This window comes from Streptomyces sp. NPDC004732, from assembly GCF_040609235.1.
Classification (GTDB): domain Bacteria; phylum Actinomycetota; class Actinomycetes; order Streptomycetales; family Streptomycetaceae; genus Streptomyces.
Window position 1 is genome coordinate 222,345 of sequence record NZ_JBEXJR010000012.1, and the last position, 12,011, is coordinate 234,355.

13 protein-coding genes, 1 tRNA gene and 1 riboswitch are annotated in these 12,011 nt (G+C 68.4%); of the genes, 7 read left to right on the top strand and 7 right to left on the bottom strand.

Annotation, left to right across the window (positions count from 1 at the left end):
• Positions 1-428: 428 nt before the first annotated feature.
• The gene (locus ABZV77_RS33190; RefSeq protein ID WP_356265207.1) at positions 429-2,702 is read left to right on the top strand and encodes a transglycosylase domain-containing protein; all 2,274 of its coding nucleotides are present in this window, start codon (positions 429-431) and stop codon (positions 2,700-2,702) included.
• Positions 2,703-2,746: 44 nt separating this feature from the next.
• On the opposite strand, the gene ABZV77_RS33195 is transcribed toward ABZV77_RS33190, so the two are convergent.
• The 3 genes from ABZV77_RS33195 to ABZV77_RS33205 all read right to left on the bottom strand — a co-directional run bounded on the left by ABZV77_RS33195 (position 2,747) and on the right by ABZV77_RS33205 (position 4,000).
• Positions 2,747-3,067 carry a multidrug efflux SMR transporter gene (locus tag ABZV77_RS33195; RefSeq protein WP_356265029.1) on the bottom strand — a complete coding sequence of 107 codons (321 nt, stop codon included), beginning with the start codon at positions 3,065-3,067 and terminating at the stop codon, positions 2,747-2,749.
• A gap of 46 nt (positions 3,068-3,113) precedes the next feature.
• Positions 3,114-3,175: riboswitch (guanidine-III (ykkC-III) riboswitch) on the bottom strand.
• Positions 3,176-3,257: 82 nt separating this feature from the next.
• Positions 3,258-3,560 carry a co-chaperone GroES gene (locus tag ABZV77_RS33200; protein WP_055568690.1) on the bottom strand — a complete coding sequence of 101 codons (303 nt, stop codon included), beginning with the start codon at positions 3,558-3,560 and terminating at the stop codon, positions 3,258-3,260.
• A gap of 119 nt (positions 3,561-3,679) precedes the next feature.
• Positions 3,680-4,000 (bottom strand): DUF3618 domain-containing protein, encoded by a 321-nt coding sequence (locus ABZV77_RS33205; protein ID WP_356265032.1) that lies wholly within the window; start codon positions 3,998-4,000, stop codon positions 3,680-3,682.
• A 165-nt stretch (positions 4,001-4,165) separates the two neighbouring features.
• Here ABZV77_RS33205 and bcp point away from each other — a divergent pair, with 165 nt between their 5' ends.
• The 5 genes from bcp to ABZV77_RS33230 all read left to right on the top strand — a co-directional run bounded on the left by bcp (position 4,166) and on the right by ABZV77_RS33230 (position 7,965).
• Positions 4,166-4,633: a thioredoxin-dependent thiol peroxidase gene (gene bcp, locus ABZV77_RS33210; RefSeq protein WP_356265035.1), complete on the top strand. Its 468-nt coding sequence runs from the start codon at positions 4,166-4,168 to the stop codon at positions 4,631-4,633.
• A 137-nt stretch (positions 4,634-4,770) separates the two neighbouring features.
• Positions 4,771-6,273 (top strand): glycine betaine/L-proline transporter ProP, encoded by a 1,503-nt coding sequence (proP, locus tag ABZV77_RS33215; RefSeq protein WP_356265038.1) that lies wholly within the window; start codon positions 4,771-4,773, stop codon positions 6,271-6,273.
• 141 nt (positions 6,274-6,414) lie between these two features.
• A complete protein-coding gene (locus ABZV77_RS33220) occupies positions 6,415-7,035 on the top strand; it encodes an HNH endonuclease signature motif containing protein (RefSeq protein WP_356265040.1) in 621 nt (206 codons plus the stop codon).
• Positions 7,032-7,862, top strand: coding sequence for an HNH endonuclease signature motif containing protein (locus ABZV77_RS33225; RefSeq protein WP_356265043.1), 831 nt, complete (start codon positions 7,032-7,034; stop codon positions 7,860-7,862). The genes ABZV77_RS33220 and ABZV77_RS33225 overlap by 4 nt, the downstream gene beginning before the upstream one ends.
• 30 nt (positions 7,863-7,892) lie before the next feature.
• Positions 7,893-7,965, top strand: a tRNA-Leu gene (locus tag ABZV77_RS33230).
• 60 nt (positions 7,966-8,025) lie between these two features.
• Here ABZV77_RS33230 and rdgB read toward each other — a convergent pair.
• The 4 genes from rdgB to ABZV77_RS33250 form a co-directional block, all read right to left on the bottom strand.
• Positions 8,026-8,628, bottom strand: a complete 603-nt coding sequence (gene rdgB / locus ABZV77_RS33235; protein WP_356265045.1) for an RdgB/HAM1 family non-canonical purine NTP pyrophosphatase — start codon at positions 8,626-8,628, stop codon at positions 8,026-8,028.
• 41 nt (positions 8,629-8,669) lie between these two features.
• Positions 8,670-9,065, bottom strand: a complete 396-nt coding sequence (locus tag ABZV77_RS33240) for a hypothetical protein (protein ID WP_356265048.1) — start codon at positions 9,063-9,065, stop codon at positions 8,670-8,672.
• Between the two features lie 122 nt (positions 9,066-9,187).
• Positions 9,188-9,919 (bottom strand): ribonuclease PH, encoded by a 732-nt coding sequence (rph, locus tag ABZV77_RS33245; RefSeq protein ID WP_356265050.1) that lies wholly within the window; start codon positions 9,917-9,919, stop codon positions 9,188-9,190.
• Positions 9,920-10,119: 200 nt separating this feature from the next.
• Positions 10,120-10,419 (bottom strand): PTS glucose/sucrose transporter subunit IIB, encoded by a 300-nt coding sequence (locus ABZV77_RS33250; RefSeq protein WP_356265053.1) that lies wholly within the window; start codon positions 10,417-10,419, stop codon positions 10,120-10,122.
• Positions 10,420-10,563: 144 nt separating this feature from the next.
• On the opposite strand from ABZV77_RS33250, the gene ABZV77_RS33255 reads away from it, so the two are divergent.
• The gene (locus ABZV77_RS33255) at positions 10,564-11,877 is read left to right on the top strand and encodes a PTS transporter subunit EIIC (protein ID WP_356265055.1); all 1,314 of its coding nucleotides are present in this window, start codon (positions 10,564-10,566) and stop codon (positions 11,875-11,877) included.
• The last annotated feature ends 134 nt before the right edge of the window (positions 11,878-12,011 follow it).

The window sequence follows — 12,011 nt, forward strand, 5'->3', positions numbered from 1 at the left end:
GCGCGGGGGCGCGTGCCTGGTCATGAACGCATGTGGCAACGGTGTCCAATGGGGTTGCAACGGGGTTGCAATCGGGTTTACGAGGCGTACTGGATGTACGACGCTAACCGGGAGTTCCGCAAGACATGAGCGACGAGCCGCAGCAGCAGGGTCCTGCCGGGCGCCAGGGCTGGGCGCCCAGGGAGCCGCAGGACACGCCCGCTGACACCGCGACGGGCCCGGCCGGGGAGGGGTCGGGGACGGCGAAGGCGGCTGAGTCCTCAGAGTCGGCTGAGGCCTCCGGGGCGGCAGGGACGGCAGGCACGGCAGGCACGGCAGAGGCAACAGCAGCAGCCGCAGCCACAGGCGCCTCCGCTGACGGGAAGAAGCCCAAGAAGCCCAAGCGTCCCAAGCGCAAGGGGTGGCGGCGGATCTTCCCCACCTGGCGCATGGTCCTCGGCGGCTTCATCCTGATCATCCTGCTGTGCATCGGCGGCTTCATGGCGGGCTACATGCTGGTCGACATCCCGCCCGCGAACGCCGCCGCGACCAAGCAGAGCAACGTCTACCTCTACTCCGACGGCACCCAGATCGCCCGCGACGGCGAGGTCAACCGCGAGAAGGTGCCGCTCAAGCAGGTTCCGCTCACCGTCCAGCACGCCGTGCTCGCCGCCGAGGACCGCGACTTCTACGGCGAGTCCGCGGTCGACCCCAAGGCGATGATCCGCGCGGCCTGGAACACCGTCACCGGCAAGGGCAAGCAGTCCGGCTCCACGATCACCCAGCAGTACGTGAAGAACTACTACCTGGGGCAGGAGCAGACGGTCACCCGAAAGGTGAAGGAATTCTTCATCTCGATCAAGCTGGACCGCGAGGTGAGCAAGAACGACATCCTTGAGGGCTATCTGAACACCAGCTACTTCGGCCGCAACGCGTACGGCATCCAGGCGGCCGCCCAGGCGTACTACGGCGAGGACGTCCAGGACCTCTCCGTCGCCCAGGGCGCCTACCTCGCCACCCTCCTCAACTCCCCCAACGCGTACGACGTCGCCACCCACCCCGAGAACAAGAAGCGCGCGGCGGGCCGTTGGAACTACGTCCTGGACGGCATGGTCACGGAGGGCTGGCTCAGCAAGTCCGACCGGGCGAAGAGCAAGTTCCCGGTGCCCGACGAGGCGAAGGGCGCCGCGGGCCTGTCCGGGCAGCGCGGCTACGTGGTGAAGGCCGTCGAGGACTATCTGACGGCCAACAAGATCATCGATGAGGACACCCTCGCCAAGGGCGGCTACCGCATCACCACGACCCTCCAGAAGGACCGTCAGGACGCCTTCAAGGAGGCCGTCGACAAGCAGGTGATGTCGAAGGTCGACAAGGACGCGCGCAAGGTCGACCGCAACGTCCGCGCGGGCGGCGCCTCCATCGACCCGGCCACCGGCAAGGTCGTCGCGATGTACGGGGGCATCGACTACACCAAGCAGTACGTCAACAACGCGACGCGGCGCGACTACCAGGTCGGCTCCACGTTCAAGCCGTTCGTCTTCACCTCGGCCGTGGAGAACGGCTCGGTCACCCAGGACGGCCGCCCGATCACCCCGAACACGGTCTACGACGGCACCAACAAGCGCCCGGTGCAGGGCTGGAGCGGCGGGACGTACGCCCCCGAGAACGAGGACAACGTCAACTACGGCGACATCACCGTCCGCACCGCCACCGACAAGTCCGTGAACTCGGTGTACGCGCAGATGGCCGTCGACGTCGGCTCGGGCAAGGTCAAGGACACCGCCGTCGACCTCGGCGTCCCCGAGAACACCCCCGACCTGACCGCGTCCCCGTCGATCGCGCTCGGCCCCTCCACCGCGAGCGTCCTGGACATGACCGAGGCGTACGCGACGCTGGCGAACCACGGCAAGCACGGCACGTACACGCTCGTCGAGAAGATCACCAAGGACGGCAGCGAGATCGAGCTGCCGGAGCAGCGGACCCAGCAGGCCGTCACCCGCGAGGCCGCCGACACCACCACGTCGGTCCTGCAGAGCGTCGTCCAGGGCGGAACCGGCACGGCGGCGCAGGGCGCGGGCCGCCCGGCCGCGGGCAAGACCGGCACCGCGGAGAACGACACGGCGGCCTGGTTCGCCGGTTACACCCCCGAGCTCGCCACGGTCGTCGCCGTCATGGGCCAGGACCCGGAGACCGGGGCGCACACCCCGCTGTACGGCGCGCTCGGCGAGGCCCGCATCAACGGTGGCGCCTACCCGGCGCGCATCTGGGCGCAGTTCACCAAGTCGGCCCTGGAGGGCAAGCCGGTCAAGGACTTCGACCTGGAGCTCGAGCAGGGCGCGGACCTGCCCGAGGTGCCCGACCCGACGACGGGCGGCGTCGACGAGCCCGGCACCGGCGGCACGACGGACGGCGGCACCGACACCGGGGGCGGCCAGGACGGCGGCACCACCGGCGACCAGGACACCGGCGGCACCACCACGGGCGGCCAGGACAACGGAGGCCAGACGGGCGGCCAGACGGGTGGCCAGGACGGCGGCCAGCAGGGCGGTCAGGAGACCGGCGGCCAGAACACCGGCGGGCCGACGGACGGCGGCGCCGCCAACGGCGGACCCACCGACGGCGGCGCCCAGGGCGGGCCGACGGGCGGCGGCACCGATACCGGCGGCGGCCAGGACGGCGGCACGGACGACGGCGGGGCGCTCGGCGGCCTCACGGACGGTTGACGCCGCCGAGCCCCGCTCCTCCGGCCCTAGTGCCTCTAGTGCCTCTAGTGGCCGGAGGTCGCCTTGAGGCCGACCACGGCCACGAGCAGCAGACAGACGAAGAAGATCCGGGCGGCGGTGACCGGCTCGCCCAGAATCACCATGCCGAGCACCGCCGCACCGGCCGCGCCGATGCCGACCCACACTCCGTAGGCGGTACCGATGGGCAGTGTCTTGGCGGCGTGCGACAGGAGCATCATGCTGGCGACGATGCCCGCGCCCGTGAACACGCTGGGCCACAGGCGCGTGAAGCCGTCCGTGTACTTCATCCCGATCGACCAGCCCACTTCGAGCAGACCGGCGATGATCAGCAGAACCCAGGCCATGACGGCACCTCCGACGAGTAGAAACGCGAACGCGTTACCTGATGGGGGTGCGTCGTCTTTGCAGGAACCCGGTACGGCGCGTCTCGTCGGGGTCCTTCCAAGGTAGCAAAACGCATGCGTAAGGGGCTGGTGACGATGGTCACCAGCCCCTTACGCATGCGTTTTGCGGTGCCTACAGGTCCTACAGGTCCTACAGGTACAGGCCCGTCGAGTCCTCGGACCCCTCGAACCGGTCGGCCGCAACGGCGTGCAGATCGCGCTCCCGCATCAGTACGTAGGCCACGCCCCGCACCTCCACCTCGGCGCGGTCCTCCGGGTCGTACAGGACCCGGTCGCCCGGCTCGACCGTCCGGACGTTCTGCCCGACCGCGACCACCTCGGCCCAGGCGAGCCGCTTGCCCACGGCAGCGGTCGCGGGGATCAGGATGCCGCCGCCGGAGCGCCGCTCGCCCTCGCTCGTGTCCTGCCGCACCAGCACGCGGTCGTGCAGCATGCGGATGGGCAGCTTGTCGTCGTGGGGAGTCCTGGATGTCACGGGGGGCTTCTCGGTCACGCCCCAGAACCTACCTGCCCCGGCAGGGCCCGTGGGCTCCCGGGGCGGCACTCATGCCGTCAGGCGCCGCGTCGGCGCGAGCTCACCACGAGGAGCCCGACCAGGCCCACGGCCACCAGGGCGACGGGCACGATGCGCTCGATGCGCGGCGAACCGTCCTCCGTGACGAGCTGTCCGCGCACGTCCGAGACGAGGCGGTTCGCCCCTACGTACGCCCGGCCCAGCGAGTTGTCCACGCCCGCGACGACCTTGGCCTTCGCGTCGCCGACGATCGTCTTCGGGTGGACGCGCACCCCGATCTCGTCGAGGGTCTCGGCGAGCTGGTCGCGCCGGCGCTTGATGTCCGCCTCGATCTGCGCAGGGGTCCTGGCATCCGACACCGCGCTGCCTCCGTGGTCGTATCGATTGTGTGGACGTGAACTCTGACCACAGTCTGTCAGCTTCACGCGCGCCGCACCCCACGGCACCCCTATTACGCTCGACTCCGTCACCACACTCTTTGCGAACCACCCGGCCATCCGGCCACTCGTATGAGGAGAGCGCCCATGAGCGAGCGACTGCAGCCCGGCGACACCGCCCCCGCCTTCACCCTGCCCGACGCCGACGGCAAGGACGTCTCGCTGGCGGACCACAAGGGCCGCAAGGTCATCGTGTACTTCTACCCCGCCGCGCTCACCCCCGGCTGCACCAAGCAGGCCTGCGACTTCACGGACAACCTCGACGTGCTGGCCGCCGCCGGGTACGACGTCATTGGCGTGTCCCCCGACAAGCCGGAGAAGCTCGCGAAGTTCCGCGAGCAGGAGAACCTCAAGGTCACGCTGGTCGGCGACCCCTCCAAGGAGACCCTGGAGGCGTACGGCGCCTTCGGCGAGAAGAAGCTGTACGGCAAGACGGTGACCGGCGTGATCCGCTCCACCGTGGTGGTCGACGGACAGGGCAAGGTCGAGCACGCGTTCTACAACGTGAAGGCGACGGGCCACGTGGCCAAGATCATCAGGGACCTCGGCGTCTGACCCGCCCCGGCCCCTCCCTTTCGTTCGTCGTCCCGGTGTGACGTGGGCCCCCTGACGGGGGGCCTTCGTTTGCATCGGCCATCTTCGAGCAAGTGATCTCTCGGGGAACTTGCACGAAGAACGAAAGGAACTACTCCATGGCGGCCCAAGAAGAGATCGAGGCCGAGGCCGACCCGGAGGCGATGAAGCGCCACCGGACCCTGTTCCGTGCGGTGAAACGCCGCAGGAACCCGCCTCTGCGCCGTACCGACATCACGGTCACGGACGAGGCCGCGGTCAAGCGAGCCGTCAAAGCGGCCTCGCTGGGCAACGCCATGGAATGGTTCGACTTCGGCATCTACAGCTATCTGGCCGTCACCATCGGACACGTCTTCTTCCCTTCCGGGAACGACACGGCCCAGCTGATCTCCTCGTTCGCCACCTTCGCGGTGTCCTTCCTGGTGCGCCCCATCGGCGGCATGGTGTTCGGACCGATGGGCGACAAGGTGGGCCGCAAGAAGGTCCTCGCGCTGACGATGATCATGATGGCGATCGGCACGCTCGCCATCGGCCTGATCCCGTCCTACGACACGATCGGCTTCTGGGCCCCCGTCCTGCTGATCTTCTTCCGCCTCGTCCAGGGCTTCTCGACGGGCGGTGAGTACGGCGGTGCCTCCACATTCATCGCCGAGTACGCGCCCGACAAGCGCCGCGGTTTCTTCGGCAGCTTCCTGGAGATGGGCACGCTGGCCGGGTACACGGGCGCGGCGGGCCTGGTCCTCATCCTCAACACCGCCCTCGGCTCGGACGCCATGGAGTCCTGGGGCTGGCGCATCCCGTTCCTCGTCGCGGGCCCGCTGGGCCTGGTCGGCCTCTACCTGCGGCTCAAGCTGGACGAGACCCCCGCCTTCCAGAAGATGGAGGACGCCACCTTCCACTCGGCGTCCGAGGGCGCCTCCTCCGTGGAGACCACCGCCAAGGGCGACCTGGCGAAGATCTTCCGCGACTACTGGCCGACGCTGATCCTCTGCATCGCCCTGGTCGGCGCGTACAACGTCACCGACTACATGCTCCTCTCCTACATGCCGACGTACCTCTCGGACGAGCTCGGCTACGACGACTCGCACGGCCTCCTGATCCTCATCGGCACGATGGTCGTCCTGATGCTGATCATCAACCAGGTCGGCAAGCTCTCCGACCGCTTCGGCCGCAAGCCGCTCCTGATGACGGGCATGCTGAGCTTCCTGGTCCTCTCCATCCCGTCGTTCCTGCTCATCAAGCAGGGCAGCCTGGTGGCGGTCTCCGGCGGCATGCTGCTGCTCGGCCTCTCCCTGGTCTGCCTCCTCGGCACGATGTCGGCCACGCTCCCGGCCCTCTTCCCCACCTCGGTCCGCTACGGCTCCCTCTCCGTCGGCTACAACATCTCCGCCTCCCTCTTCGGCGGCACGGCCCCCCTGGTCATCACGTCCCTGATCAGCATCACGGGCACGGACATGATCCCGGCGTACTACTCGATGGCTGCGGCCCTGGTGGGCGTGATCGCGGTGGCGTGCATGAAGGAGACGGCACAGCAGCCGCTGTCGGGGTCACCGCCGTCGGTGGAGACGAAGGAGGAGGCGGCGGAGATGGTCGAGGCCCAGGCCACGGCCCCGAAGTTCTGACCTCAGCCCTCCCCTCCGCGGAACGGCCCGCCCCACTTAGAAGTGAGGCGGGCCGTTCCGCGTATCGGTAGTAACGGTCCGATTTTCGGTTCGTTGGGCCGTACGGGGCTGCGAACGCGTGGCCGGGTGGGGAGGGGCAAGATGACGGTTCGATACACCCGCGAGCTGCTCGAGGAGGCGGCTCGCGAGACCAGGACGTGGGACGAGGCGGTGCGGTGGTGCGGGGGTGAGTCGACGCGGTACAGCAGACGTTATGTACGTCAGAAGATGCTGGAGGCGGGGATCGACATCTCGCACTTCCAGCAGCGGCGGGTACGGCATACCGAGGAGCTGCTGCGGGCCGCCGTGGCGGACTCGTACAGCATCAGGGACGTCGTGCGAAAGCTCGGAATCAGTAACGTCGGCGGCAACCACACGCACATCAGTCGTCGGCTCGTGAAGCTGGGTATCGACACTTCTCATTTCGAATCGCGTCACCGCAAGGGGCGCAAAACCACCGGAGGGGTGCTGACACTGCGCGACCCCGAGGCGGGCCGTGTTCCTGGCGACCGCCTCCGTCGCGCGCTGTTGGCCGCCGGGGTGGCCGATCAGTGCGCACAGTGCGCCATCGGCGCGGAGTGGAACGGGCGCCCGCTCCGCCTCGAGGTCGATCACATCAACGGCGACTGGTGGGACAACCGCGCGGACAACCTTCGTTTTCTCTGCCCCAACTGCCATGCAGTGACGGACACCTACCGAGGTCGCAAGCAGAGGTCCGCATGAGCAAGTACCCACGCGACTTGCTGGAAAGGACAGCTGCAGTCTCCACCAGCCTCGTCGATCTGATGCGCCGAGTCGACGCCCCCATGGGCAGTGGCCCTCGCACGTACCTCCGCGACCGGCTCAGCCATTACGGCATCGACATCTCCCACTTCGTGGAGGAAGCACTGCCCGAGCGGCCTCCTCGGATGTACTCCGAGCAGATCCTGGCAGAAGCGGCTGCTCGTTCGACGAGCATCCGCGAGATGTTCATTCACATGGGTATTCCGCCGGAGGACGGGCCGTACTGGCACGTCAAGAAGAAGCTGGAGAGGTTCGGCATCGACACCAGCCACTTCGTCGCACCACGCGGTTCTCGTAGCACCGACCTCTTTCCGGAAGAGGCATTCACTCGAGCCGTGGCCGTCTCCCACGGCTTGGCCGACCTGATGCGTCGGCTCGGGCTCCCGTCGTTCGGAGGCGCCGGACGAGATAGGGCGAAGCGCAGTATCGACGAGTACGGGCTTTCCACGGAGCACTTCACAGGGCAGGGTCACCGTGTGGGCGTACGTTCGTCCGCGGCCAAGACCCATGCCGAGATCCTGGTCAGACTCGACGACGGCTCGCAGCGTACTCGCACCCGCCTCCTACGCAGAGCGCTGGACGAACTCGGGCTGCCACACGTGTGCTCGGCCTGCGGACTGGGCGAGATCTGGCAAGGCCGGCGGCTGGTTCTGGAGATCGACCACGTGAATGGGGACTGGTTGGACAATCGGCGCGAGAACCTGCGCTACCTCTGCCCGTCGTGCCACAGCCAGACCACCAGTTTCGCCGGGCGCTGCCGTCCGTAGGCGCACAGCCAGTAAGCTGTGCAGCGCCCTGCGCCCGTACGCCAACGGCCGAGCGGCGACCTTTAGGTGGTCGTGTTTGTCGGTTCGAATCCGACCGGGCGCACGAATTCGAAGGCCCGACTCGCGCACCCGCGAGTCGGGCCTTCGTCGTCCGTGAACGGCCTCAGCCCAACAACTCCCGCACCACCGGCACCAGCCCCCGAAACGCCTTGCCCCGATGGCTGATCGCGTTCTTCTCCGCCGCCGTCAGCTCCGCGCACGTGCGCGTCTCGCCGTCCGGCTGGAGGATCGGGTCGTAGCCGAAGCCGCCCGTGCCCGCGGGGGCGGTGCGGAGGGTGCCGAGGAGGCGGCCCTCGACCACGCGTTCCGTGCCGTCGGGGAGGGCCAGGGCCGCGGCGCAGGCGAAGTGGGCGGCGCGGTGTTCCGCGGGGATGTCGGAGAGCTGGGCCAGGAGCAGGTCCAGGTTGGCCTGGTCGTCGCCGTGGCGGCCTGCCCAGCGGGCGGAGAAGATGCCGGGGGCGCCGTTCAGGACGTCGACGCAGAGGCCCGAGTCGTCGGCGACCGCGGGCAGGCCCGTGGCCTGGGCGAGGGCGTGGGCCTTGAGGAGGGCGTTCTCCGCGAAGGTGACGCCGGTTTCCTTGACGTCGGGGATCTCGGGATAGCTGTCCGCGCCGACGAGGTCGTGGGTGAGGCCTGCGTCGGCGAGGATCGCCCTGAGCTCGGTGATCTTGCCTGCGTTACGGGTGGCGAGGATGAGGCGGGTCATCTCCCCAGTATCGCCGCCCCACCGCCGCCCCACCGCTGCCGCTACGGCGTGCAGACCTTCGTCAGTTCGCCCGCCGCGTCCGTGACCGGGCTGACGTCGGGTGTGGCGTCGCCGTTCTTGACCGACTGTCGGACGTTGTCGACGGCCTTGTCGAGGTCGTCGACCGCCTTGTTCACGTCCGTGTTGTCGGTCTTGTCGCCGATCTTGTCGAGGTTCTTGCCGATGTCGTCGAGCGCCTTGTCCGCCGCGGCGGGGTCGTCGCCCGCGTTCTCGACGGCCTGCTGCAGGTCGGTGACGCTGTCGGCGATCGTGTCGGCGGTCTGGACGCAGTCCAGGGCCTTCGAGACGGCGTCACAGCCGACGAGGCCGACGCCGGCCGGGATGACGATCAGTGCCGTGGCGACGGCGGTGGCGATGCGACGGTGGCGCGCGGCCATGGTTCGGTCCCCTCCCCAGGGTGCGTACGGACGCGCGGCTTCGTCCGCGCGTCCGTACTCGTAACAACGCCCGGCAGGGGGTTGTTGGTTGCCTGCTTGAACGACGTGGGTCGTATGTCCCGCTAGCGGGTCTGCTCCAGGGCCTCGCGCTGGAACGCCGCGAGGTCCTCGCAGCCGCCGACGGCGAGGTCGAGGAGCGCGTTGAGCTCCTTGCGGTCGAAGGGCTCGGCCTCGGCGGTGCCCTGGACCTCGACGAAGCGGCCGTCGCCGGTGCAGACGACGTTCATGTCGGTGTCGGCCTTCACGTCCTCCTCGTAGCGGAGGTCGAGGAGCGGCACGCCGCCGACGATGCCGACGGAGACGGCGGAGACGGTGTCGGTGAGGGGCTTGCGCCCGGCCTTGATGAGCTTCTTGCCCTGGGCCCAGGTGACGGCGTCGGCCAGTGCCACGTACGCCCCGGTGATGGCGGCGGTGCGGGTGCCGCCGTCGGCCTGGAGGACGTCGCAGTCGAGGACGATCGTGTTCTCGCCGAGCGCCTTGTAGTCGATGACGGCGCGGAGCGAGCGGCCGATGAGGCGGCTGATCTCGTGGGTACGGCCGCCGATCTTGCCGCGGACGGATTCGCGGTCGCCGCGGGTGTTGGTGGCGCGGGGCAGCATGGAGTACTCGGCGGTGACCCAGCCTTCGCCGCTGCCCTTGCGCCAGCGCGGGACGCCTTCGGTGACGGAGGCGGTGCAGAAGACCTTGGTGTCGCCGAAGGAGATGAGGACGGATCCTTCGGCGTGCTTGCTCCAGCCGCGTTCGATGGTGATGGGGCGGAGCTGTTCGGGGGTGCGGCCGTCGATTCGAGACATGGCGATGAGCCTAGCCGGTGGGCGGACGCGGGGTTTCCGGGTTTCCGCCGCCGTCACCCCGGGCTCTCTCGCCACCGTCACCCAGGGTCTCGCCGCCATCGCCCCGGCGGAGGGCGTACGCCGGTGGCACATGCGCGAGGGCCCCGTCAGGACGGACGTCCGGACGGGGCCCTCGGGCGTGAGTTCAGGAAGTCAGGAACTCACATCATGTCTTCGATGTCCGCGGCGATGGGGTCCGCGTCGGTGCCGATGACGACCTGGATCGCGGTGCCCATCTTGACGACACCGTGGGCGCCCGCGGCCTTCAGGGCGGCGTCGTCGACCAGAGCCGGGTCCTTGACCTCGGTGCGCAGGCGCGTGATGCAGCCCTCGACCTCTTCGATGTTGTCGATGCCGCCGAGCCCGGCAACGATCTTCTCAGCCTTGCTGGCCATGTCTTTCTCCCTGTGTTTCTCGCGGCCGGGGGACCGCTTTGTCACGGTAACGCACGGTTGGACCATCTTCGCGGGCGGTTACGACAGTCGTGCCCAATGATGACGGTCAAGGTGCCATCCCCCATCGGGCGGCGCTCCCACACGTTCCGCAACTGGTCTACACCAGTTTTCAACGACCGCCAAACCTGGCTTGTTCCGGGAGGGACGCCGATGAGTTCGACCGCCGCGGCGGTGCCGCAGAAGAAGTGGTGGAACGGCCTCTTCCAGGGCCTTCAGAAGATGGGACGCAGCCTCCAGCTGCCCATCGCGGTCCTGCCCGCCGCGGGCATCCTGAACCGGCTGGGACAGCCCGACGTGTTCGGGGACGACGGCCTCGGCTGGACCAACGTCGCCAAGGTCTTCGCGGCGGCGGGCGGCTCGCTCCTCGACTCCTCGCTCGGTCTGCCGCTGCTGTTCTGCATCGGCGTCGCGATCGGCATGGCGAAGAAGTCGGACGGCTCCACCGCCCTCGCGGCGGTCGCGGGCTTCCTCGTCTACTACGCGGTGCTCCGCGCCTTCCCCGACGACTGCCCCCAGGACACCGTCTTCGGCGGCGCGGGCATGTGGAGCGGGGTGTGCGTGGCCGAGGACGGGACGGTGGCGCAGGCCGCGTACCAGAATCCAGGGGTGTTCGGCGGCATCGTGATGGGGCTGCTCGCCGCCTGGTTCTGGCAGCGCTACCACCGCGTGAAGCTGGTCGACTGGCTCGGCTTCTTCAACGGCCGCAGGCTCGTACCGATCATCATGGCCTTCGTCGGTCTGGTCTTCGCCGGGATCTGCGTGTGGATCTGGCCGCCCATCGGTGACGCACTGACCAGCTTCTCGAAGTGGCTGGTGGATCTGGGGTGGCTGGGCTCCGGCATCTTCGGTGTCGCCAACCGCGCGCTGCTCACGGTCGGCCTGCACCAGTTCCTGAACACCTTCGTGTGGTTCCAGTTCGGCGACTTCACCAAGCCCGACGGCACGGTCGTGCACGGTGACATCAACCGGTTCCTCGCGGGCGACCCGACGGCGGGCCAGTTCACCTCGGGCTTCTTCCCGATCATGATGTTCGCGCTGCCCGCGGCGGCCCTCGCGATCACGCACTGCGCGCGCCCGGAGCGCCGCAAGGTGGTCGGCGGCATGATGCTCTCGGTCGGTCTGACGTCGTTCGTCACGGGCATCACCGAGCCGATCGAGTACTCGTTCCTCTTCATCGCGCCCCTGCTGTACGCGATCCATGCGGTGCTCACCGGTGTGTCGATGGCGGTGACGTGGGCGCTGGGCGTGAAGGACGGCTTCAGCTTCTCCGCGGGCCTGATCGACTACGTCATCAACTGGAGCCTGGCGACCAAGCCATGGATGATCATTCCGATCGGTCTGTGCTTCGCCGTCGTGTACTACGCGCTATTCCGCTTCGTCATCATCAAGTTCAATCTGCACACCCCTGGACGTGAACCAGAGGAGGAAGCGGAGGCGCTGGACCGGGAGCAGACCAAGGCGTAATTCCCCCCGCGAGTCGAGCTCCTAGCCCCCTCCGGCAGGCCCTCGGACCTCTGGTCCGGGGGTCTTTCGCCTGTCATATACGGATATGGCCGAGCCCACAGGAATCGCGGGTTCCTTACGTCACCTTCACCGTG

Coding starts and splice junctions, on each gene's coding strand:
- rdgB (WP_356265045.1), bottom strand. CDS start 8,628: ATGACCCGCCTCATCCTCGCCACCCGTAACGCAGGCAAGATCACCGAG.
- ABZV77_RS33200 (WP_055568690.1), bottom strand. CDS start 3,560: ATGCTGCACGACCGCGTGCTGGTGCGGCAGGACACGAGCGAGGGCGAG.
- ABZV77_RS33220 (WP_356265040.1), top strand. CDS start 6,415: ATGACGGTTCGATACACCCGCGAGCTGCTCGAGGAGGCGGCTCGCGAG.
- ABZV77_RS33240 (WP_356265048.1), bottom strand. CDS start 9,065: ATGGCCGCGCGCCACCGTCGCATCGCCACCGCCGTCGCCACGGCACTG.
- ABZV77_RS33255 (WP_356265055.1), top strand. CDS start 10,564: ATGAGTTCGACCGCCGCGGCGGTGCCGCAGAAGAAGTGGTGGAACGGC.
- rph (WP_356265050.1), bottom strand. CDS start 9,919: ATGTCTCGAATCGACGGCCGCACCCCCGAACAGCTCCGCCCCATCACC.
- ABZV77_RS33195 (WP_356265029.1), bottom strand. CDS start 3,067: ATGGCCTGGGTTCTGCTGATCATCGCCGGTCTGCTCGAAGTGGGCTGG.
- proP (WP_356265038.1), top strand. CDS start 4,771: ATGGCGGCCCAAGAAGAGATCGAGGCCGAGGCCGACCCGGAGGCGATG.
- ABZV77_RS33225 (WP_356265043.1), top strand. CDS start 7,032: ATGAGCAAGTACCCACGCGACTTGCTGGAAAGGACAGCTGCAGTCTCC.
- bcp (WP_356265035.1), top strand. CDS start 4,166: ATGAGCGAGCGACTGCAGCCCGGCGACACCGCCCCCGCCTTCACCCTG.
- ABZV77_RS33250 (WP_356265053.1), bottom strand. CDS start 10,419: ATGGTCCAACCGTGCGTTACCGTGACAAAGCGGTCCCCCGGCCGCGAG.
- ABZV77_RS33190 (WP_356265207.1), top strand. CDS start 429: ATGGTCCTCGGCGGCTTCATCCTGATCATCCTGCTGTGCATCGGCGGC.